Raw genomic sequence first — 22,574 nt, 5'->3', positions numbered from 1 at the left:
AATTAGTCGTCAAAACCAATGTTTTGCAAAGACGTTTGACCACTACTATCAGTTACAAATTTTTCTAACAATATTACGCATTTTCTGCCGAATACACCTGTTAGACGATAGTTAGTATCAGCCTCAGGTCTAAAAGTGCCATTTACACTGCAATTGCCAAAACTATCATTCCCTCTAAAGTTAATTGAGATAGGCTGATTTGGAGTAATATATCTCTCTGTCACCGTAAAATTTGGAGAGCTACTACCCGTTCGGCTATAAAAGAGCTTTTCTTCAGGGGTAGGTTTAGGTAAATCTAAATCGTTTTCGTAGATTAGAAGTTTTTCTTCATCGCTATAAGGTAGCATTGATAATTTGGCAAGTCCGGTAGGGTTTAAAGAGCCATTCATGGCTAATACGCCTCCTGTACCTGACTTTTTTGAGCTACGATATTTGTCAGAGTTTGGCGCGACATTAAATGATCCACCCCAATCGGTGACAACTTGTAATTTAGTTGAAGATCTCTCAGGTAGTTTGGCAACATACATATTATCTGTGACAAGATTTAATGAGCTTTTCATAGTTTGACAGCCCGTTAAAGCTATACTCGCTGCACTAAGTATAGCAACACTACTCCACGTTTTTTTCATATATTCCTCAAATTAAAATAGTCAAAAGTGTATCACTGGTTTAAAAGCTCACTACCACTTTTAAGGTAAGCGCTTAGTAACTGATCAGCAAACTTAATGTATTTACATTTATATAGCAATGACTAATTTACTGTAAAGCTGAAACTCCTTTACAGTGCAGATATTAATTGACTCACGAAGTCATTGCTGACTAATAAATGAAGTCAATCTACTCTTAACCAGCAGAAACTAAAGAACCGACATGACGTCAGCTCTTCGATAATTTTACTATTTATGGTAAAAATATGGAGATATGCACTTGTTCTTTATTTTCTTAAATGACAGTGTTGTATACCGACAGCCGATCATCCATAAAGCTGTTAGTGAAGTACCACATAGTCGTAAACATCGCCGTCAGCAATACCGCCATAACGGCTAAGATAAGCCATAGAGGCGTCTCACTCGTTAGCCTGTGCCTGATTTGATCCGGAATGGCCCAAAAAGGTGAAAATTCGTTATACATGATATCGACTAGCGACTGACTACTAACCCGTCTTTGTAGCCCTGCTACTGAGACTTTGATAGGCAGTTTCGCTAGTTGCTGTGCCAATGCTTGGGTATCAGCTTCTGAGAATAACCCTAAGGTTTATAAACTTGTAGTATTATTTAGATCTTCGACTATCTAATTGCTCGTTTTTAGTGTATTTGCGTTAAAAGCTTGCTATTAATAATAGCTATTTCGCTGTTATAGCAAAACACTCTTCATCCGTAAATAAGCGTTAATAAATACAAAAGACGCGAATTTTTGATGAGAGTTATGGCAAAAAAGCTTAACGACTCTATAGCCGCCAAGCTTTGACTATCTAAACGTTAAGAATAAAGCCTAAAGTTATAATACCAGTGTCCATTTAATTTAAAAAGACATAGCTTGCTACACTACTGCTAAATCGTCTTTTTCGCCAAGCTCATAGAGTGCCCCTGCGCGGCCCACGATAAGAGGGTCAACTTGTCCAACTTTTTTGTCGTCTTTTTTGTCATACGGCAGCTTATTGAGCACATAGCGCATGGCGTTGAGGCGGGCGCGTTTTTTGCAGTCGGATTTAATGACGATCCACGGCGAATCTGAGGTATCGGTGTTATAAAACATCGCTTCTTTGGCAAGAGTATAATCGCTCCATTTATCTAACGATGCCATATCAATGGGTGAGAGCTTCCACTGTTTGAGTGGATGGGCTTCGCGCTGGGCAAAGCGGCGGCGCTGCTCATCACGGCTGACCGAGAACCAAAATTTAATCAGGTGAATGCCTGAGTCGGTGAGGTTTTTTTCGAAGTCTGGTACTTGCTTCATAAAGGTTTGGTACTGCTCGTCAGTGCAAAAACCCATGACGCGCTCAACGCCTGCGCGGTTATACCATGAGCGGTCAAAAAAGACAAACTCGCCTGCGGTTGGTAGATGCTGCACATACCGCTGAAAGTACCATTGACCTATTTCTTGTTCGCTGGGTTTCTCTAAAGCAATCACTCTTGCGCCGCGTGGATTTAGATGCTCCATAAAGCGCTTGATCGTGCCGCCCTTGCCTGCCGCGTCGCGACCTTCAAAGAGGATGACGACTTTTTGACCGGTTTCACGTACCCAGCTTTGTAGTTTTAATAGCTCAACTTGCAGCTGATACTTTTCTTTTTCATAGATTTTACGCGATAGACGGTTTTTGTAAGGGTAGCCGCCCTCTCGCCAGTCATCAGATAGCTCATCGTCTTTATGACTGCCGGTTCTGACTTGATTGGCAAGCGCATGGTTGGCGAATAGATCTTTTAATTTGACCAAGTCATCGGGGGAGGCATCGTGAATCAGCGCTTGTAAGTGCTCTGAGATGCCCTTAATATTACCTTTTTTGAGATCTTTCAAGATAATATCATCGATCGCCTCTTTGGTTTTTATAGGATAGCTTATTTGTTTTTTTGTGGTTTCGTAACGTTCAATACCTTCGGCATCGGTCACATAATCGTCATTGATAAGCTCAATTTTGTTTGATTTTTTCTTGGCCGATTTTGCCATATCTTGCTCCTCAATAATGCCGATCAGTTGTGCTAATCGGCATTGGGTTTTAGTAAGTTTAAATCCTTTATTCTTGTAGGGATTATAACATTATTCTTACTATTTCTTAGTCGATAGAAGCGAAAACTATGGCTGTAGAGTATTCAAAAAATGTTTAATGAACTTAGTTATTCCCTATATAATTATCCTATTAGTGTCTTACAAAAACAGGGTGATTATATAAGTTATAGCAGTATAGATAACCTATATTAGGTTTAATATAAACACCCTCCAGTGGGACGGAACGCTACTTTAAATATCTAGTTTTTCAGTCACTCAATTTAATTTTTAATCAGGCGGGTTACGCTAACCTATCCTACACCAGCTAAATTTATGCACTCTTATAAGAAGCCTCTATCATCCCTGAAATCTCCTGATAAACAAGCGCTCCATAATCTTTATGGCTAACAGCTGATAATAAAGTTTGCTCTTTTTCCATATCCGATTCATTCGCCGATTCAACAGCATAGCTCTCATAAACATCAGCACACAACTCAAAATGCACGCCTGAGAGTAAATATTTACCTTTTCCAAAGTTACCACTCACCACCGCATTTTTGCCATCGCTATAAGTTGCTACAACCTTAAACTCCACATCTTTATCTCCTACAAAATAAGCGCCGCCGTGATAATAAACCTTGTCTTGTTCTGCATTTTCATAATCTAGAGTGACTAAGGCTTTAGAAGTGGCAGTCTCATCATAGAGCCGCCCATTAGTAAGCTTAGCTATACTACCGATAGCTGTACCTGAGAAAAAAGCAAGCTCACGCGGCCCATTGATTTCATATTTTTCGCTATTACCATTCTCATAACTTCGCCCTATAAATTCAATATCGCGCGCGCCGTAATAACCGCCTGCGCAGATACCGATATAAATATTTCCTTTGCTAATAAACTCACGGATAATAGCATTGCCTAGCCCATTGAGCTTTTGACAGTAAGGCAGGTCAGCACCGCCTGGCATAACTAAAATGCCAATGCCATTTAAGCCGCTAAGCTTATTATTAATGATGTCTTGGCTAGATATGGTTTGCACACTATTAGCCAAACCTATGGGTAGCTTATTTTTCATGGTCACTAGTGCTGATTTTACGCTAAGCTCGCTAGTACCTTCATCTGCATAAATCCAAATAGTGAGGCTATTATTTGTCATAAAATTGCTATCCATATAACTTTTAAATATCAGTTGAAAATTTATCAGCAATAGTATACTTTGAATTTCAGTTAACAGGCGTACACTATAAACAATAACCATAAATGAATAATAAGGATTTTTATGTCAACTGTCTTAGCTTCCACCAAACAGTGGTTTATGAGTAATGAGCAGGCTGCTTTTTTTATCAAGGTTGTTTTTGGCTCACTAATGATTGCCTTATTTGCGCAAATCTCAGTGCCTATGTATCCGGTGCCCATCACTGGACAAACTCTAGCCGTCACGGTAGTGGGTTTGGCATTAGGTAGAAAAGCAGGTGTCTCAGCGGTACTATTATATTTGGCGCAAGGCGCGATGGGTCTACCAGTCTTTGCTACCGGTTCAGCAGGTCTCGCCGCCTTTTTCGGTCCTACTGGCGGTTATCTATATGGCTTTATCGCCTCTGTTGCTATCTTGGGTTACTTCAGCGATAAAGGCGTTTTAAAAAGTTACTTTATGAGCACTGTCGTTGCACTGGTAGCGACTGCGACGGTATTTGTGTTTGGTCTAATTCATCTGTCATTCTTTGTGCCTAAAGGAAGCGTTTTACAGTTTGGCTTATATCCGTTTATCCTTGGCGGTATTGTCAAAGCAGTATTGGCAGCAGGCTTGGTAGTGCCAACTCATAAATTCTTTTCAAAGCTATAGTTTAAAGGACTGACTAATAGTTCAATAACATTAGCTTTAATTGGTTCTTTAAACAGTCAAAACTAACCAGCCAGATATTGCAATATCTGGCTGGTTTTATGGGAAATACTCAAAGTCTATAGACTGCTCTCACCGCTGTGCATTAAACACGAGCTACATGCTCAGCTTTGGCATAGTTATTAATCTGTGTTCGTACTTCTTGACTAGCAGCACGCTCAGACATCATTTGTTCAGCTATCTTTTCAGCGATAGCGATAGTTGGCGCATTGGTATTAGCACTAATAAGCGTTGGCATGATTGACGCATCAATCACGCGTAAGCTCTCAATTCCTCTTACCTTTAGATCAGTATCGACGACCGATAGCTCATCAGAGCCCATCCGGCAAGTGCCGACAGGATGATAAATAGTATCGGATTTATTACGAATATAGCCAATCATACCGTCTTTTTCGATATAGGGAGCGGCGTAATCTTCGGTGATAAATTTGGCCAGCGGTGCCTCCGACATAATAGCGCGCGCACGTTCAGCCCCTGCAACCATAAACTCTATATCTTTCTCGTTAGACAAGTAATTGGGATCGATAAGCGGCGCAGCGCTAGGATCAGTAGAGGCAAGTCTAACCGTACCACGGCTCTCAGGACGCAAATAGCAGCTATGCACTGAGACGCCATAGCCCCATTTGAGCTCACGACCATGATTGATGACTCGAGAGATTACAAAATGCAGCTGAGTATCTGGCCAGTCTTTTGGCGTCTTATCCGTTGCACTATAAAAAGCGCCGCCCTCGGCATAGTTGGTCGATAGTATGCCAGTGCCATCTTTTTTCCATTGTCCCAAAGCGGACATCATCTGGCTTACCGTACCCAGCCCAATACCGATAATATCTTTGGTATTGACCTTATAATCAAATACAACATCCAAGTGATCTTGCAAGTTACCACCAACATTTGGAGAGTCTTGAATGACTTCAATACCATGCTCCTCTAAATGCGCTTTTGGACCAATACCCGATAGCATCAGCGTCTTTGGCGAGCCGAATGCGCCTGCGCATAACAGCACTTCTTCTAAAGCGCTGACGGTATACTCTTCACCGTGCTTGACGTAAGCAACAGCCGTTGCACGTTTGTCCTTGATGATGACTTTTGAGACCATCGCAGCGGTGATAATGGTTAGGTTCGGACGGTCTTCAACTGGATGCAGATAAGCGGCGGCCGCTGAACAGCGTTGACCTTGTTTTTCGCCATGAAAATGCGTCACTTGGTAGAGACCAGCGCCATCTTGCTTGGTGCCATTAAAGTCGTTATTAGCGTCAAGCCCATTAGCGATGCAGGCATCAACGAAAGCTTTGGAGATAGGACGCGGACTTAGAAGCTCTGAGACATGCAGTGGACCTGAATCGCCGTGATATTCATCGCCGCCGTGGATATTATTCTCCGCCTTTTTAAAAAACGGCAGCATATCTTCATAACCCCAACCTTCACAGCCATTCTCTGCCCAGCGATTGTAATCTTTGGCACTGCCGCGAGTATAGACCATGGCATTGATAGCGGATGAGCCGCCCAAACACTGTCCGCGCGGCTGATAGCCAATTCGATTATTAAGATGGGTTTGCGGTACGGTATTAAAAGCCCAGTTATTGATTTTTACAGGCTTATCTCGCATCATCATAATGACACCCGCTGGCACGCGTACCGCCAAATCTTTGCCGTCGCCGCCGAACTCTAGTAGGCATACTGAAAGGGTAGGATCTTGAGATAAACGACTTGCCATCACGCAGCCGGATGAGCCGCCACCAATAATTACGTAGTCAAATTCCATGAATAAAGCGCTCCTTGCTTATGAGGGGTATCAATTTAGATAACTTGATACTAGCCTTTAACTATAGCAGAGTTTTTATCTGCTTTTGCTCTATGAGATAAAATTAATAGAAAATATGGATAAAATTAGCTTAGCATTTAGCTAAACTATAAGGCTATCTTAACGGTTGAATAGATTAAGCACTATAGTCGCCACTATACTTACTACAATCATACTGACTACTGGAAAGTATATTTTGGTATTGCCTGAGCGGTACTTGATATCTCCTGGTAGGTTTCCTATCCAGTTAAAAAGAGCTGGAAATACAAGCCAAGCTAGCCCTATAAGGACGAATACCACACCTATTATTATTAATACTTTTGCCATATCTAAAGCCTTGTAAAAACCACAACTAATAAATTTAAATATACCCTTTAGCGGATAATAGAGTCAAAAAAAGCTTATCTAATAAGATAAGCTTTTGGTTAAATCAAATTTGCAAATTAGTTATCAAACTCAAGCGCCCTATCCCCATCAGCATCTTGAATACGAGTCGGCAGACCAATCTTATTTAGCAGATTAATAAAGGGCTTGGCATCTAGCTCTTCAACGTTGACCATCTTGCCGGCATCCCACTCGCCAGTCGCCACTAGCATAGCGGCAGCGACGGGTGGTACGCCTGCCGTATAGGAGATACCTTGACTACCCATTGCCTCATAAGCTTCTTTATGATCAGAGATATTATAGATAAATACCTCACTATCAACGCCGTCTATCTTGCCTTTGATCTTATCACCAATACAAGTCTTGCCGGTATAATCTGGCGCAAGTGAGCTTGGATCAGGCAGTACCGCTTTCACCACTTTTAAAGGCACTACTTCTAAGCCCTCAGCGGTAGTGACAGGCTGCTCGGATAACAATCCTAAGCTTTGAAGTACTGTGAAGACATTGATATAGTGCTCACCAAAGCCCATCCAAAAACGAATGTTTGGCACATCCAAATTAGCCGATAGCGAGTGAATCTCATCATGACCGCTAAGATAGCTGTTTTGTACACCAACGACTGGCAGATCATCGTTACGCTTAACCTCAAACATTTTATTCGACTGCCACTTGCTATCCTGCCATGAATAAACGGTTCCGGTAAACTCGCGAAAATTAATCTCAGGATCAAAATTAGTAGCGAAGTATTTGCCGTGGCTGCCAGCATTGATATCGATAATATCAATATCAGTGACCGAGCCTTTATCCATCATGTCATAGCCGATACGCGCATAGGCGTTGACCATACCAGGATCGAACCCTGCGCCTAAAATAGCGGTAATGCCCTGCTCGGCACAGCGCTCACGGCGCTGCCACTCGTAGTTGTTATACCACGGCGGCGTCTCACAAATCTTACGCGGATCTTCATGGATAGCGGTATCAATATAAGCGGCGCCAGTCTCAATACACGCTTCTAGTACGCTCATATTGACAAAAGGTGAGCCTACATTAATAACGATTTGAATGCCCGTCTTTTCAATCAAAGCGATCAGTGCTTGAATATCTAGTGCATCAATTTGATGCGTATGCAGCGTCGCTGGCTGCTTAAAACTGCCTTTTTCTTCTACACTTTGAGCGATAGCTTGGCATTTATCTAAAGTACGTGAAGCAATATGAATCGCACCAAGCACATCGTTATGCATAGCACATTTATGCGCGACGACTTGCGCCACACCGCCTGCACCGATGATAAGCACATCTTTTTTAGCTAAGTTAGTTTGACTTATGTTCAAAGAACAATCCTCCTTTGTGTTACTGCCGTTGCCTATGATAAAGGTCAATCGAAACAGCAACGAGTGAATGATATGCGTGAATTAAAAAGGAAGACCGAGGAAAACCCACGCACCCGTCAAACAAAATATCGTTATGCCTCGATATTTTATCCGGGGCAATTATAACAATTTTTTATCTTCTTTTTGGCAAAAATAGCATCTCAATAAAACAGCTATACACGGCAGAACTAAGGTTTGCCGATAGCTATACTAATGATTAAGATAAGCTGGCCTTAAACTCTTGATAATCAAATTCTCTTTGTATCTCAATACTACCATCTAAGCGTTTAATCACAATCGCTGGCATGTTAACGCCATTAAACCAGTTCTTTTTGACCATGGTATAGCCAGCAGCATTACCAAAGGTAACGGTATCGCCAATAGCTAAAGTCTGGGCTAGTGAATACTCACCAAAGATATCACCTGCAAGGCAAGAGCGACCACAAATGATAGTATTCTCTGACTCATTAGCCACTTTAGATTGGTCATTGTCTTGGCTTTTTATTGGCATAATCTCAGTAGTATGGCCATTGATAGCCGCTATCGACGCTGACTCTTGATAAATCAGTAAATCTAGCATGTGCGCTTCAATAGAGGCATCAACGACAGCAATGTTTTTTTGATTATGTAGAGTATCTAATACGGTAGTTACCAGCGTTCCTGCCCCATGAATACTAGCTTCACCTGGCTCTAGATAGACCTGTACCCCGTACTTTTCACTAAAACCTTTTAAGCGCTGAGCTAATTTCTCTAGCGGATAATCCGGCGCGATAAAATGAATACCACCGCCGAGGCTCACCCACTCAAGCTGAGCTAATATATCGCCAAATCTAGCTTCGATATCTGCTAAGCTAGCACTAAAGGCCTCAAAACTATCATTCTCACAATTGTTATGAATCATCACCCCGCTGATATCAGCAATGACGGTCTCAATACGGGCTTTGTCATGCTCACCAAGACGACTAAAAGGACGCGCTGGATCGGCAATAATAAAAGAGGAGTTACTGGTTTTTGGATTTAGACGCAGACCGATAGGAGTATTTTGTGCCAAAGCTTGCGCTTTAAAAGCGCTCAACTGCGAGATTGAATTAAAAATAATCTTATCAGCATAGTTTAAGACCTCAGCAATCTCATCGCTACTATACGCCACACTATAAGCGTGCGTCTCCTTTTTATCATTTGCCTGATCATTACTCAAGCTATCGTCTTTATGATTAGTAGCGCCTTTGGCAAAAGTCTCAAAACCTAAGCGTACCTCATTTAGCGACGATGAAGTCGTGCCATGCAAATAAGGACGCATAACCTCAAACACACCCCAAGTCGCAAAACACTTTAAGGCCAATAAAGCTTTGGCGCCTGATAACTCACACAGCCGCGCAATAATTTGCATATTACTAACGATTGCTGCCTCATCCAATAAGTAATAAGGCGTAGCAGGCAGTGATGCTGACGTTTTAGGAGTAGATGTTGAAGCATTTGTGACATTCATATAAGACAACCTAAAGCTATTAAAAAAGAACGGTGAATAAAATGCGGCTAATAAAACCAAACTGGCTCTAGCACTAGTAGCGACTGATAATAAGGATTATATTGTATTTTGCAAGGTTAACTGTGGCTACATTTTAGCATTATGAGCCTAAAGAAAAATTGGTTATAGTAGGCTGAATCCACTACCAATAGAATAGCTTATGTCACTCTCTACTGATTATTCCAAATCTGTCAATAAAGCAGGTTTAGCACAAATTAATGCTAAAGATATCGATCTGACTCATCTAAATGCGGATGCTCGAGCGGTGTTGGAGTTTTGGTTCGATAAAGACAATCAGCCGTATTGGTTCGAAAAAAACGATGACTTTGATAAGTGTATACGCGAGCAGTTTGGCCAAATTTGGCAAGCGGCTAAGCAGGGCGAATGTGCCTCTTGGCGACGCACAGAGAGTCAAGCTGATAACAATAGCGCGATTACTAACTTAGCGGGTCGCTTAGCTGAGATTATCGTACTAGATCAGTTCTCACGTAATTTATGCCGCGGTGATGCTCGCTCTTTTTCGCAAGATGGTATGGCGGTAGTGTTGGCACAAGAAGCCATCAAACAACCCTACTTTGCAATCTTACCAATGGAGTGGCGCAGATTTACGATTATGCCTTTTATGCATTCTGAGTCGTTGGCTATTCATGAGCAGTACTTGCCGTTGTTTGAGCAACTAGGTGACGAAAGCACCTTAGAGTTTGAGCATCGTCACAAAGATATCATTGAGAAATTTGGTCGTTATCCGCATCGTAATGAGACTTTGGGTCGAGAGTCTAGCGCTGATGAAAAAGCATTCTTAGAGCAGCCTGGATCGTCGTTCTGATATATGAACGAGATAGCTTATCAAGAATAGTTAGTCTCTCCAGTTATAAAGCTAAAGGACTGAGTCTGCAGGCGTTTGTTATCAATACTAATATCAAAGCTCACTTGATACTCACTATTGCCATGTAGACCGCAGTTTTTAGCTTTTGACAGGTTATATTTTTTTATAACGCTCTTACAGCTATTTAGCAAGTCAGTGATAGGCAAGATAAAGGCTTCGTTTTTTGATAGCTGATACTCAGTATTTTTATAGGGATCATTTTGAAAATCGAGTAGCTGCGTAGGTACAGTGATATTGCGCTCTACCTCATAAAAACTGATATTACTAATTTTAATACTTCGAGCTTCTGGAACATTAATATAGATAGGTTGCCCTATCGGGTCAGTAGTTAAGTTGCGTCCGCTATGCCTGACTGGATCAGGCGTTTCGTTATAAAGTCCGGTAACAGTACCAGTGACGCCTTGACAAGGATAAGTAAAAACCCCTGAAAACTTTGCGTTCTTTGTGGCTTTAGTAGCCGCCGCGTTAGTGACTAATACGTAACCTTGATTAGTGCTCTGTTCTTTATCATAAGGCTTGTAATCGATCAGCGCCGTTCCTACAACTTTGGAGCTTGGTACCATTAGTGAGCGCAGATGATAAGGGGCGGCTAATAAAGATTTTGCCATAGAGATCGCTGCGGTCGTTGGCGATATGAGCCTGCCGGCAGAGTGATAATACATTGTCTGCGCAATATTTTCGGTAATGCCATAGCTGAGATTAGGGTAGCTGGCGTTAAACATCCTGTTTTTGACATCTAAACCGCCAAAAAAAGGGTTGTTGCTACCAGTAACGCTAGCAATATCGGCAATTTCATGTTGATAATGCGGATTAAACCTAGTAGGCGCTGAGTTAGCAAACACATAACCAATATAGTTAGCATGGTCTAGCGCTATTGCTTTGAGCTCAGGGTCTTGTGTCAAAGTCGTTAGCCCGCAGCGACTTCTAGCAAGATTAAATTCATTATTGGCAATACTAGCGACATTTTCGTCATGATCATTGTCAGCATTACTAGCAATTAAATCACTATTTGCTACCTTTGCGTTAATACCCTCCTCGATAGACTTATGAGCGGGAGCAGTAGCGCTATCCTCTGGCAAGTTAATGCTAGGATCAAGCGCCCTATCTAATTGAAGACGGGTTATTAAAGCCTCAAAATCACTTTTATAAATCGCGCTCAGCTGACGTCTCTCTACTCCATCATAGGCAGGCAACAATAGTAGCAACAGCATCGCTATTACTGAAGTTTTGCTTGATGATTTAGTGCTCATGGACTCTCATCCAGCTTTTTTGCCACCGGGGCAAAACTACGTCGATGCTCAGCTAACACGCCATGAGTATCTATAGCTTGCAGATGCACTTTGGTTGGATAGCCTTTATGCTTAGCGATAGCATACTGTGGATGCTTTGTGTCTAGCGCATACATAGTCTGGTCGCGGCTCACTTTGGCTAAGACACTCGCTGCCGCCATGCTAGTGTGACGCGCGTCCCCTTTGACCCAAGCTTGGCAATCGATAGCGGACTGAGGTAATCCTAAGTTAGACAACTTCATATAATCCAGCTCAGGGCAGCGATTGCCATCGACTAATACTTCAACAGCTAGCAGTTTAGCTTTATTTGTAGTTTCTATAAGCTTACTAGCTATTATTCCTTTTGCGATCTGCTCCAGTAAGCCCTCAATACACAAACGCATTCCTAGCATCGTTGCCTGCAGAATATTGATCTGATCTATTACCGCCGCTGGTATCTCAGCGATAAGAAACCCTAGCGCATGTTGCTGTATCAAAGGATAGAGAATGTCGCGCTTTTTTTCACTGAGCTTTTTGGAATCGGTTAGGATAGATAAAGGCGTATTCAATAAAGGCTGATTATCAATCAAATCAGACCAATTATTTGGCAAGAGAGCCGCGGCGACATTAACGCTGCCTAATAATGGTCCGCGCCCTGCTTCATCAATGCCTAACTGTAGCGGTTTGAGCGAAGTAGTTTGCCCCGCTGCTGACTGACGCTCAGCTAACAGCGCTGAGAGTTTTAGCTGGCCGGTTAACTGAATAGCTGCCGCCAGAGTAATACACTGACCTTTTATCTCAATACTTTTGATAGAGGTATCAATAAAGATGTCGATAGGAAAAATTTGGGTCTCAAAGCTCATGTTATACCGCTAAAAGTTATCAAGTTATTAAAAATTAAATAGACTAAGGTTTAGTCAAAGCCTGATTTTGCAGGTACCACTGCTCGACCACACTATTGGCAGGATCGTGATTGCTCTGCTGCTGCAAATCTCGCTTGGTAGCTAATAGATTATTGAGCTGCTCGCTATAAGCGCGTGGCTGCAATAATTTGGTCAAAGTACGGCAGATATTTTCGCCTGTCGCTTGCTCTTGGATCAGCTCAGTTACTATCGCCTCTCCTGCCAAAATATTAGGCAATGCTACAAAGGGAGTTTTGACTAAGCGCTTGGCAATTTGATAAGTCAACTGATTGAGCTGATAAATCACCACCATGGGGCGCTCAAGCAGCATCGCCTCCAAAGTGGCGGTGCCTGAGGCTAGCATGACAATATCGGAGGCGGCCATCGCTTGCTGACTAAAGGCTGGCTGACTATCATCATAGACCACTGCGATAGCGGCGCGTAGCTGCTCAGAGCGCTTATCTATCACGTCTTGCACGATGTATTGATGATTTTGATCGACGGTCGGGATGATAAAACATAGCTTAGGATCTACTAACAATAGCTTTTGAATGCCATCTAGCATTAAGGGTAAAATAGCGGTAATCTCACTGCGCCGTGAGCCTGGCATCACACAAATAAGCTGGCTAACCGCCTCAAAGCGCTCGATGAAGAATTGCTGCAGGCCATCATTATGCCAAACCAGCTCGCTACGTAACTGATTAGTCGGAGTGTGAGTAAGCTTCTTATCTAAAGTTCTGAGCAGCGGATGACCGACACAAATGGCCGGATGATTATAACGCTCATAGACGGGTAGCTCGAATGGAAATAGACACAGCACTAAGTTAGTAGCTTCTTTAATGCCATGAATACGCGACTCGCGCCATGCCCAGATAGAGGGGCTAACATACTGCACACAAAATACCCCTTTAGGCTTTAGCTTCTTAGCAACGCGCAAGTTAAAATCAGGGGCATCAATACCAATAAACCAATCAATATCAGCAGCGGCAAATGCTGTTAACAATTCACGACGCGCTTTGAATAAGTCAGATAGTTGTGAGACGACTTCCACTAAGCCCATCACCGCTAGACGCGATAAGGGAAACAGACTTTGCAGCCCTTGCGCTTGCATTTTTGTGCCGCCCACTCCAACCCAGATGATATCATCACGCAAATTATTCATCTGCTGCATAAAATCAGCGCCAAGACTATCACCAGATACCTCGCCTGCCACTATCCCTATCACTAATGGCGCTGATAATGGCGAATGGTTTTGTGAAGTATCTATAAGCTCAGTTGCAGCTTTAGGCTTAGCAATATCTGTCATGACCAACCTTTAATGTTAAAAAATAGCGGAGAATATAATCATAAAAAGCTAAGTATAACAAAATTTTGGTTTTCACATTCCTGTTATGAGTCAGTTAATTGACCGACTACCCTTGTCAACGGCAGCTTTTGACCGCATAATGAATATTCCTATAAATCAGCTAGACGATAGATAACCATGACTACAACCGCTACCCATAACGCAGATATTGATGACGTGAATATTGAACAATTCATTCCTTTAATCACTCCTGCTCAGCTAAAAACTGAGCTACCACTTACCGATGCCGCTTATAAAACGGTGCTAAAAGGTCGCCGTACTATTCAAGATATCTTGGATGGCAAAGATAAGCGCTTGTTTGTGGTGATTGGCCCGTGCTCTATTCACGATATAAAAGCCGCTCACGAATATGCTGATCGTTTGGCTGTATTGGCCAAAGAGATTGAAGACAGTATATTTGTGGTGATGCGAGTTTATTTTGAAAAGCCGCGTACTACTGTGGGCTGGAAAGGCATGATCAACGATCCTGATATGAATGACAGTTTCGATATAGAAAAAGGTCTGCGTAGCGCTCGTAAGCTGTTGATTGATCTAAATGAAAAAGGTCTACCTTGCGCCACCGAAGCGCTCGATCCCAATACCCCGCAGTACATGCAGGATTTGATTAGCTGGTCTGCTATCGGCGCACGTACGACTGAGAGTCAAACGCACCGCGAGATGAGCTCAGGCTTATCTTGTCCGGTTGGCTTCAAAAACGGCACCGATGGCGGTATGACCGTCGCGGTTAATGCGATGCAAGCGGTGAAAGAAGGTCATAGCTTCTTAGGGCTATCCGCTGATGGGCAGGTCTCTATCATCAAATCTAAAGGCAACCCATACGCGCATGTGGTACTGCGCGGTGGTAATGGCAAACCTAACTATGATGAAACAGCGGTAGCCGCCGCTGAAAATGAGTTAGAGAAAGGCAAAACCAGCACCAAGATTATGATTGACTCAAGCCATGCCAACTCCGGTAAAGATCCTTACTTGCAGCCGATGGTTATCAAAAACGTCGCTGAGCAAATCCAAAACGGTAATAAATCTATCATTGGCATGATGATTGAGAGTCATCTAAAAGGCGGCAATCAAAAGCTTACCGCCGATCTAAGCCAGCTTGAATACGGCAAATCTATTACTGATGGTTGTCTAGATTGGGATAGCACGGTCGTTGCCTTGCATGATTTACGTGACGCGGTCAAAGACGTTTTACCTAATCGTTAATTTGACTTTATGAAAATAAATAAGCCCATTTAGCAGACGATTAGTTATGCTAAACGGGCTTTTTTAGTGAGGCTGATTTAAGTTATTTATAAAAGTACTAATGATTTAGCTTTTTTATTCTGCTTAGGCTATTTTTATAGCTACTTTAACAGCTTTAGCCTCTTGCTTCTATAATCATGAATGAAGGCTAACTCATTTTTTGAACAATATTGTGGCAATCTCTAAGAGCTGATTGGCAATATTATTAGTATAGCTATTATCGTTCATCAAGGATGTCGCCATAGCAGCGCTAATCTTTCTGTCGCGAATGATCGAGTTGATATCAATGATAAACTGCTGATCTGCCTGAATCGCCTCGACTCTCATAGCCTCAATGGTTGGTAGTATTGTAATAAACTCACTGATTTTGTCCGAATTGTCTTGTATTTCAATAAGGCTTCTAAGGATGCTGCCCAATCGATAGCGAATCTTGTTATATTCGGCTCGCACAAAAGGATTGGGGTCATTTAAATATCGAGATAAATTTTTGTGCAGATGTTTGGTGCTTTTGATAGCCGCTAGCATACTACTGCCCGCTGAGCGTAGCTCAAATATTCTATTATTTTGTGCAGAAGTCATATTCTCATTATTGATCTGACCTGTGTAATTGACTATCTCAACATAGAGTCCCTTAATTTTGGTGGTATATTCTTCATCTAAATTAATAGGAATAGGCTTCTCAAAAGAATCTATAATCTCTTTTATTGCAATATTTGAGCGAATATCAGCGACTTTAAAGCTCAATCCATGACACAGTACGCCAAAGAAATAATTCGCTAGGTTCAGTGTTTCTTGATACACCGCCTCCACTGCCAGCTCCGGAATCTCCAGAGCGGAATCTAACAAATAAACTGGCTCTGCAACCGCAAAGACTTTATCAGGAAGTAGTTTGGTGATAATAGCGGCTAATTTATCGATGAAAGGCACCATCAAAATGACGCCTAATAGATTAAATAAAGTATGAAATACCGCCAGTTTAAGGGTGTAATTATCGTCTGCTATGTTTAATAGCTTAGATAACCAATCAACCGTTACCATCAATTGAGCGATTAGAGCTATGGCTACTAGTCCTGTAATGACGTTAAACACCAAGTGGGCGGCAGCTAGTCTTTTGCCGTTAACGCCAGCGCTGATGGCACCGATAATAGCAGTGACGGTGGTGCCGATATTACTGCCAATCGCTAAGGCCAACGCATTATCATAAGTGATTTGCTGACTGGCAAGCGCGGTGATAATCAGCACTAAGGTGGCGTGACTGGACTGCATAATCACTGTCGCGACGATACCTATCAAAGTATAAAGCAGTAAGCCTTTGAGACCCGTCATGGCATAAGCGGTCAGGTCGATATTTTCACGAAAGAGCTCGAAGCCCTCTTTCATATAATGAATACCTAAAAACAAAAATCCCAGCCCCGCCAATATATAGCCAATACCTTTTAGGTGCTTGGACTTTTGTAATATCAAAATAACCCCAAACACCAGCATTGGCATAGCATAAGCGGCGATATCGACTTTTAGCCCCAAACCTGCAACCAACCAAGCGCCTGTTGTCGTGCCTAAATTAGCACCGAAGATAATACCGATACCGGAGACTAAGCTGATTAAACCGGCCGACAAAAATGAGATAGCAATTACCGAAACTAAGGAGCTCGACTGCATTATAGTGGTGGTAACGACGCCAAAGCTCATGCTTTTCCATAAGCCAGTGGTGGTTTTTTTTAGAATTTTTTCTAATAAGCCACCCGTAAATGCTCTAAAGCCTTCCTCTAGCGCTAACATTCCAAACAAAAATATCGCCACCCCAGCACTAATCTGCTTTAGGTTTGGACTTACCCAAAAGCCATAAGCCAAAATGATAAAGACGCTTAGCAGTATTATCTTTCTATACATGCGCTTAATGATCCGTTTAGGGTGTCACGATGATACTTTTTGACCGAAAAAGTTAGAGACTTAAGGTAACAGCGCTCCTCTGATGGTATAAAAAATAAGCGCGGCCAAAAGCGCAGAAGCAGGTACGGTGATTACCCAAGCTGCGGCGATTCTAAGTAGCGCTGAGCGTTTTACTAGCTCATTTTTATACACTTTTTTAAGAGTCTTTCTTTCCCTTTTACTAAACTGCGTCGCGGTATTATTTTGTTTAAGTTGTTGGAGCATAGCATGCTTGCCCGCCACCGAAGCGGCTTGAAAATCTTGCAAAAAAGCCTCTACTATCTCTTGTTCGACGCCTTCGTGATGCTCCATAATCTCATCAACCATACGCTGATAAGATTTTTTGATGTACTCCCGCAAAAATCCTACCCCAAAGATACCGCCGACAGCGATATGGGTAGAGCTTACTGGCAGGCCTAATTGTGAGGCAATTATAACGGTGATGGAGGCGGCCATAGCCACACTAAAAGCGCGCATTTTATTCAGCTCAGTAATCTCCGAGCCCACCGTACGAATCAGCTTGGGGCCAAATAACGCTAAGCCCAATACGATACCTAATGCTCCTACCATCATCACCCACAAAGGGATAGAGGCCTGACTCGCGATACCGCCACTAGTGATAGCATCACTAATCGCCGCTAAAGGTCCTACCGCATTGGCAACGTCATTGGCCCCATGGGCAAAGCTGAGCATGGCGGCCGCAAATATTAGCGGTACGGTAAAAAGGGAGTTAATAGCATGTTTATCATTATCAATGTTATCTGCCGCTTTAGCGATTAGAGGTTTGATAATAATATAAATAGCAATAGCGACGAAAAAACCCAAGCCTAAGGCCATAGCAAAGCTCAGCTCCCAAAGCTTATTTAGGCCTTTCATAAGTAGATAAGTGGTAAATGACCATGCCATTAATGATATCAATAGCGGCACTACCCGTTTGGCGGCGGCTATTTTGTCGTCTTTATAAGTAATGGTGTGCTTGATAAGTAGCAAAAAAGCGGCGGCTATAATACCGCCCATAACCGGAGAGATAACCCAGCTCGACGCTATCGCTGCCATCTGACTCCAATTGACAATACCCCAGCCACCCGCCGCGATACCCGCTCCCATCACCCCGCCGACGACAGAATGGGTGGTTGACACCGGCGCCCCTACTGCCGTGGCAAAGTTCAGCCATACGGCTCCCGCTAATAAAGCGGCCATCATAATCCAAATAAACACATTACTGTCTTGAATTAGGCTTGGATCAATGATGCCATTTTTGATGGTGCTAACCACATCGCCACCAGCGATTAACGCGCCAGCCGCTTCAAAGATACCAGCGATAACAATCGCCCCGACCATAGTCAGAGCTTGTGAGCCTACCGCCGGGCCGACGTTATTAGCGACATCATTTGCGCCAATATTGAGCGCCATGTAGCCGCCAATCATCGCCGCGACTATCAGCATTATCCGGCCAGGCACAGCCGGAGTATTAAAGTGCGCGTACAGCATTACGCCAATAATAAACACCAACACCCAAGCCATACGTAGCGCCTCTGAGCGACTAAAGCCGGCCTTTTTTTCAATTTTTTCAATACTTTTTAGATCCATGCCACACGTACCCTTCGTTGGTGGATAAAGAAGATCTGATAAGAGTTAATTAGCTGCCGCACTTAACACACTATCTAAAGTTTCCAGCACGTTTTTAGAGCTCACTTGCTGCTGCAGCTTCGTGAGTTTATCGTGCGCCATTTGCCGTGTCGGCGCAACTAAGGTATACCAACACGCTAACACCTGTAGCAGACGCGCGGCGAGCACTGGATTGGTGCTGTCCAAAGTCTTGATCACGCCAGTATAGATATCTAAGCCCTGCTCGGTCCATAGCACCGTTGGCTGCGAGGTAAAGGCACTGATCACTGAGCGGATACGGTTAGGCGTATGCCAATCAAAATTATCATGCACTAATAGGGCTTTGATATCTTTTGTAGTCACATGAGGGCTGGCCGCTTGCACACTGAACCATAAATCTATCACCAAATCATTATCACTAAAGCGCTGATAAAAATCTGCTAAATATTCATCGGCCTTAGCGAGCTTATGATTAACCATCGCTTTTAGCGCGCCAAAGCGCTCAGTCATACAGCTGGCATTATGGTACTGCTGCTCAGCCCACTGCTCGGCGCCCTCAACTTTAGCCGTTAATGCCATGTCTAAGATGACATTACGTAGTGCGCGCTTACCCAGCGCTACTGGGCTATCGGTATACGGCTGTAGCGGCAATTGCTGATAGAGCGCCGCCCACTGATCTTTGAGGGATTCTGCCACTTGATTATATAAACCGTCGCGCTGCTCTTTAATGACTTTGGGATCATAGTCTTGATGAGTGGCGGCAGCTAGCTCTTGTGCGGAGGGAATATCGAGCAGGCGCGCCGCTAACATAGCATCGCTCGCGGCCAGCTTTGGCAAAGTCTTGGCTAAGGTCTGCAAATAAATATCAGGACGACTTTTGACGCTCTCTGTTGGCAGCAAGATACGATTGACTAGCATCTGCGTCACTTGCCACTGATTAAAGCCATTGGTCTCATGCGCAAGTAAGAACGCTAAATCCTCATCTTTATAATCGTAGTTTAACTGTACCGGCGCACTAAAATCACGCAGCAAAGAGACCACAGGCTCGCTAGTAATATTATTAAAGCTAAAGGTTTGCTCAGCTTGGTCTAACAGTAGCATCCGCTCATCAATAATAGCGCCTGAATCCTTGTCAAATAAAGCGGTCGCTACCGGAATGGGCAAAGGTTTTGGCGCAGCAAAGCCTGCTACTTGCCGCGTTTGCTGCTGCAAAGTGATAGTCAAAGTCTGGCTGTCGCTATCAAAGCTTTGATGTCCTGATACTACCGGCGTACCCGGCTGGCGATACCAATCGATAAAACCCTCAATCTTAGGATCAGTGATACTTAGCGCGGATAAAAAATCCTCAACAGTGACCGCTTGCCCATCATAACGGCGGAAATACTCATCGGTGCCCGTGCGGAAGTTCTCTTTGCCCAAAGTGTTGGCTATCATCCGCACAATCTCAGCGCCCTTCTCATAAACCGTAGCCGTATAAAAGTTATTAATCTCAACGAAGCTCTCAGGACGTACCGGATGCGCTAATGGCCCGGCATCCTCGCTGAACTGATGGGCGCGCAAAGTCGCCACATCATCGATACGCTGCACGGCGCTAGACTGCTGATCGGCAGAAAAGGACTGATCGCGAAAGACCGTAAAGCCCTCTTTTAGGCACAGCTGAAACCAGTCGCGACAGGTAATACGGTTGCCCGTCCAGTTATGAAAATACTCGTGAGCAATGATCGCCTTGACACTGAAACTACGCGCGTCAGTAGTGGTCTCAGGACTCGATAACACGCAGGCGGTATTAAAGATATTGAGACCCTTATTCTCCATTGCGCCCATATTGAACTGGCTGACCGCCACGATCATGTAACGATCGAGATCATAAGCGCGGCCATAATTGACCTCGTCCCATTGCATAGAGTCTTTGAGCGCTTGCATACCGACATGGCACTTATCGATGTCCTCCGGCTTCGCGTAGAGCTCAAGCAATACCTTGCGGCCTTCGCTAGTGGTGTAGCTGTCACTTAGTACTGCTAGATCAGCAATGACGCTAGCAAATAGATAGCTTGGCTTGTTGGTTGGATCGTGCCAAATAGCGTAATGGCGGCTGCTATCGCCCATCACCTCGCCTGCCTCAACTAAATTACCATTGGCAAGCAATGTTGGATAGCGCTTATCCGCCTCTAAACGGGTAGTAAATACCGCGAGCACATCAGGGCGATCCGGATAAAAGGTAATCTTACGAAACCCCTCAGGCTCGCACTGAGTGACAAACATGGTATCGCTGCCACTGCCAGCAATATATAGACCTTCAAGCTCGGTATTGCTATGCGGATGGATACGGACTTGTAGCTGCAAAGTCGCCTCATCTGGTGCGTTGCTAATAATAAGCTTACCGCCAGCCTGCTGATAGTAATCGCTAGTCAGCGTCTCGCCATTCATCTTGATAGATAACAGCTCAAGATCTTCGCCATATAGCTCAAGATCGCCGCTGCTTTGACGAGTCATCACCAAGGTACTATCAACCGTCGCAAAATCTGCAAACAGCTTAATATCTAAATCAACCGTTTCGACATCAAAGCTTGGGCGCTTATAGTCTTTTAGATGGATTTTAGTAGGCGTATGAGCTGGCACATCCGGCATGTCAGCATTGATAATATTGGCATCGGTTTGGGTCGTGGACATTGCTATTCCTATTATTGTTCTAAAAAAGTGGTTGAGCTTAGAGAGATATTTTTGATGAGTATTATAAGGCTTAGTTTAGGTTTAAGCTCAGTTATTAAATTAAGTTTGATTCTCGTAAGCTTTAACGCTACATTGGCTTAGCTGAGCAAATTTCAAGAGTAATCTTTTTGTTTAATCACTTTGGTAAACCCTTATGAGCAGTCACTCAAGTTGCCCTACTATTACCCTGCCTGCATTGATAGCTTATAGCGATGCTTTACTGACTTCCCTATTAGCAGAGAGGCAAAAGCAAGAGACTGATACGGTTACTCAAACGGCTGAGAAGCTCTCCTCGCCTCTTTTATGGGTGGTAGCAGATAATTACCAGGCTGAAAATCTAAATCAGCAACTTAATCAACAAGGCATTAATATCAAGAGTGATAGCCAAAACCTTAGCAAAGCTAACAGTGAAAACACTATAACAAACGACACTAAAAGACCTATTGAGATCAGCACCTTAGCTCAGCTTAACAAACAAAACGCTAGGCTACGCTACCAGCTAGGCTGCTTTTGGCTACCTACTCTTAAAGAGGAGCAGCTACAGCCCTTTATTCCTCTTATCATGCGCTATCGTGACCTATATGCCGCTCATTTGCTGATTGCGGTTAACGCTGATATAAACCTAAGAGCTTATGGTTTTACGCCCTTTGATATTATGAGCGAATACCCTTTAGAGTCAGCGGTAGCTTGGGCTGATGATGCAGCCGTAGCAAACCCACGACTAACCCTTTGGCAATTTAATCTTTATGATTATAAACGCTTGCCTAATTGGTTAAATAATAAATACTGGGCCAATCCTGAAAACTGGGACAAACATCGCTGGTAAGTATTAAAGTTAATTTCATCAAAGTCGATTTTGGCTATAGCCAAAAACGGTTAACCCTATAACTGGTTCATACTATAAATAGCTTGGTTTTAAAATTAAATTATCAGACACGTACTGTAATACCTACCAAACCTTGGTATTATTAACAGTAATGCTAC

18 protein-coding genes are annotated in these 22,574 nt (G+C 43.3%); 4 read left to right on the top strand and 14 right to left on the bottom strand.

Annotated elements, in window-relative coordinates:
- Nucleotides 1-2 precede the first annotated feature (2 nt).
- From M0N77_RS04010 to M0N77_RS03995, 4 genes are all read right to left on the bottom strand, one after another.
- Complete coding sequence (locus tag M0N77_RS04010; protein WP_353103751.1) at nucleotides 3-629, bottom strand: hypothetical protein; 627 nt, start codon at nucleotides 627-629, stop codon at nucleotides 3-5.
- A 313-nt stretch (nucleotides 630-942) separates the two neighbouring features.
- Entirely contained in the window at nucleotides 943-1,218 is a 276-nt protein-coding gene (locus M0N77_RS04005) for a hypothetical protein (RefSeq protein ID WP_353103749.1), read from the bottom strand.
- A 321-nt stretch (nucleotides 1,219-1,539) separates the two neighbouring features.
- On the bottom strand, nucleotides 1,540-2,664 hold the full coding sequence (gene ppk2, locus M0N77_RS04000) for a polyphosphate kinase 2 (protein ID WP_353103747.1): 1,125 nt from the start codon (nucleotides 2,662-2,664) through the stop codon (nucleotides 1,540-1,542).
- A 370-nt stretch (nucleotides 2,665-3,034) separates the two neighbouring features.
- Nucleotides 3,035-3,856, bottom strand: a complete 822-nt coding sequence (locus M0N77_RS03995) for a BPL-N domain-containing protein (RefSeq protein ID WP_353103745.1) — start codon at nucleotides 3,854-3,856, stop codon at nucleotides 3,035-3,037.
- Nucleotides 3,857-3,979: 123 nt separating this feature from the next.
- Here M0N77_RS03995 and M0N77_RS03990 point away from each other — a divergent pair, with 123 nt between their 5' ends.
- Nucleotides 3,980-4,543, top strand: coding sequence for a biotin transporter BioY (locus M0N77_RS03990; protein ID WP_353103743.1), 564 nt, complete (start codon nucleotides 3,980-3,982; stop codon nucleotides 4,541-4,543).
- 142 nt (nucleotides 4,544-4,685) lie between these two features.
- On the opposite strand, the gene M0N77_RS03985 is transcribed toward M0N77_RS03990, so the two are convergent.
- The 4 genes from M0N77_RS03985 to M0N77_RS03970 all read right to left on the bottom strand — a co-directional run bounded on the left by M0N77_RS03985 (nucleotide 4,686) and on the right by M0N77_RS03970 (nucleotide 9,644).
- The gene (locus M0N77_RS03985; RefSeq protein ID WP_353103741.1) at nucleotides 4,686-6,362 is read right to left on the bottom strand and encodes a GMC family oxidoreductase N-terminal domain-containing protein; all 1,677 of its coding nucleotides are present in this window, start codon (nucleotides 6,360-6,362) and stop codon (nucleotides 4,686-4,688) included.
- A 159-nt stretch (nucleotides 6,363-6,521) separates the two neighbouring features.
- Nucleotides 6,522-6,728 (bottom strand): DUF2905 domain-containing protein, encoded by a 207-nt coding sequence (locus M0N77_RS03980; protein WP_353103740.1) that lies wholly within the window; start codon nucleotides 6,726-6,728, stop codon nucleotides 6,522-6,524.
- 116 nt (nucleotides 6,729-6,844) lie between these two features.
- The gene (locus M0N77_RS03975) at nucleotides 6,845-8,116 is read right to left on the bottom strand and encodes a saccharopine dehydrogenase family protein (protein ID WP_353103738.1); all 1,272 of its coding nucleotides are present in this window, start codon (nucleotides 8,114-8,116) and stop codon (nucleotides 6,845-6,847) included.
- Between the two features lie 256 nt (nucleotides 8,117-8,372).
- Entirely contained in the window at nucleotides 8,373-9,644 is a 1,272-nt protein-coding gene (locus tag M0N77_RS03970; RefSeq protein WP_353103736.1) for a carboxynorspermidine decarboxylase, read from the bottom strand.
- Between the two features lie 199 nt (nucleotides 9,645-9,843).
- Here M0N77_RS03970 and M0N77_RS03965 point away from each other — a divergent pair, with 199 nt between their 5' ends.
- Nucleotides 9,844-10,509 carry a DUF924 family protein gene (locus M0N77_RS03965; protein ID WP_353103735.1) on the top strand — a complete coding sequence of 222 codons (666 nt, stop codon included), beginning with the start codon at nucleotides 9,844-9,846 and terminating at the stop codon, nucleotides 10,507-10,509.
- A gap of 20 nt (nucleotides 10,510-10,529) precedes the next feature.
- On the opposite strand, the gene M0N77_RS03960 is transcribed toward M0N77_RS03965, so the two are convergent.
- The 3 genes from M0N77_RS03960 to lpxB are packed head-to-tail and all read right to left on the bottom strand — an operon-like array spanning nucleotide 10,530 to nucleotide 14,045.
- Nucleotides 10,530-11,819, bottom strand: coding sequence for a CAP domain-containing protein (locus M0N77_RS03960; RefSeq protein ID WP_353103733.1), 1,290 nt, complete (start codon nucleotides 11,817-11,819; stop codon nucleotides 10,530-10,532).
- Nucleotides 11,816-12,700, bottom strand: a complete 885-nt coding sequence (locus M0N77_RS03955; protein WP_353103732.1) for a ribonuclease HII — start codon at nucleotides 12,698-12,700, stop codon at nucleotides 11,816-11,818. The genes M0N77_RS03960 and M0N77_RS03955 overlap by 4 nt, the downstream gene beginning before the upstream one ends.
- 43 nt (nucleotides 12,701-12,743) lie before the next feature.
- A complete protein-coding gene (gene lpxB, locus M0N77_RS03950) occupies nucleotides 12,744-14,045 on the bottom strand; it encodes a lipid-A-disaccharide synthase (protein ID WP_353103730.1) in 1,302 nt (433 codons plus the stop codon).
- 177 nt (nucleotides 14,046-14,222) lie between these two features.
- Between lpxB and M0N77_RS03945 the strand changes: the two genes are divergently transcribed.
- Nucleotides 14,223-15,305 (top strand): 3-deoxy-7-phosphoheptulonate synthase, encoded by a 1,083-nt coding sequence (locus M0N77_RS03945; RefSeq protein ID WP_353103728.1) that lies wholly within the window; start codon nucleotides 14,223-14,225, stop codon nucleotides 15,303-15,305.
- Nucleotides 15,306-15,497: 192 nt separating this feature from the next.
- Here M0N77_RS03945 and M0N77_RS03940 read toward each other — a convergent pair whose 3' ends face one another.
- From M0N77_RS03940 to pepN, 3 genes are read right to left on the bottom strand one after another with little or no spacing between them, the layout of a single operon-like run.
- A complete protein-coding gene (locus M0N77_RS03940) occupies nucleotides 15,498-17,234 on the bottom strand; it encodes a Na/Pi symporter (protein ID WP_353103726.1) in 1,737 nt (578 codons plus the stop codon).
- A gap of 60 nt (nucleotides 17,235-17,294) precedes the next feature.
- Entirely contained in the window at nucleotides 17,295-18,863 is a 1,569-nt protein-coding gene (locus M0N77_RS03935) for an inorganic phosphate transporter (protein ID WP_353103724.1), read from the bottom strand.
- Nucleotides 18,864-18,908: 45 nt separating this feature from the next.
- Nucleotides 18,909-21,551, bottom strand: a complete 2,643-nt coding sequence (pepN, locus tag M0N77_RS03930) for an aminopeptidase N (RefSeq protein ID WP_353103722.1) — start codon at nucleotides 21,549-21,551, stop codon at nucleotides 18,909-18,911.
- Between the two features lie 193 nt (nucleotides 21,552-21,744).
- Here pepN and M0N77_RS03925 point away from each other — a divergent pair, with 193 nt between their 5' ends.
- A complete protein-coding gene (locus tag M0N77_RS03925) occupies nucleotides 21,745-22,416 on the top strand; it encodes a DUF6231 family protein (protein ID WP_353103720.1) in 672 nt (223 codons plus the stop codon).
- The last annotated feature ends 158 nt before the right edge of the window (nucleotides 22,417-22,574 follow it).

The sequence above is a fragment of the Psychrobacter sp. AH5 genome (assembly GCF_040371085.1).
Taxonomy (GTDB): Bacteria; Pseudomonadota; Gammaproteobacteria; order Pseudomonadales; family Moraxellaceae; genus Psychrobacter.
Note: the sequence above shows the minus strand (reverse complement) of the source record. Positions and strands in the feature narration are given on the sequence as shown.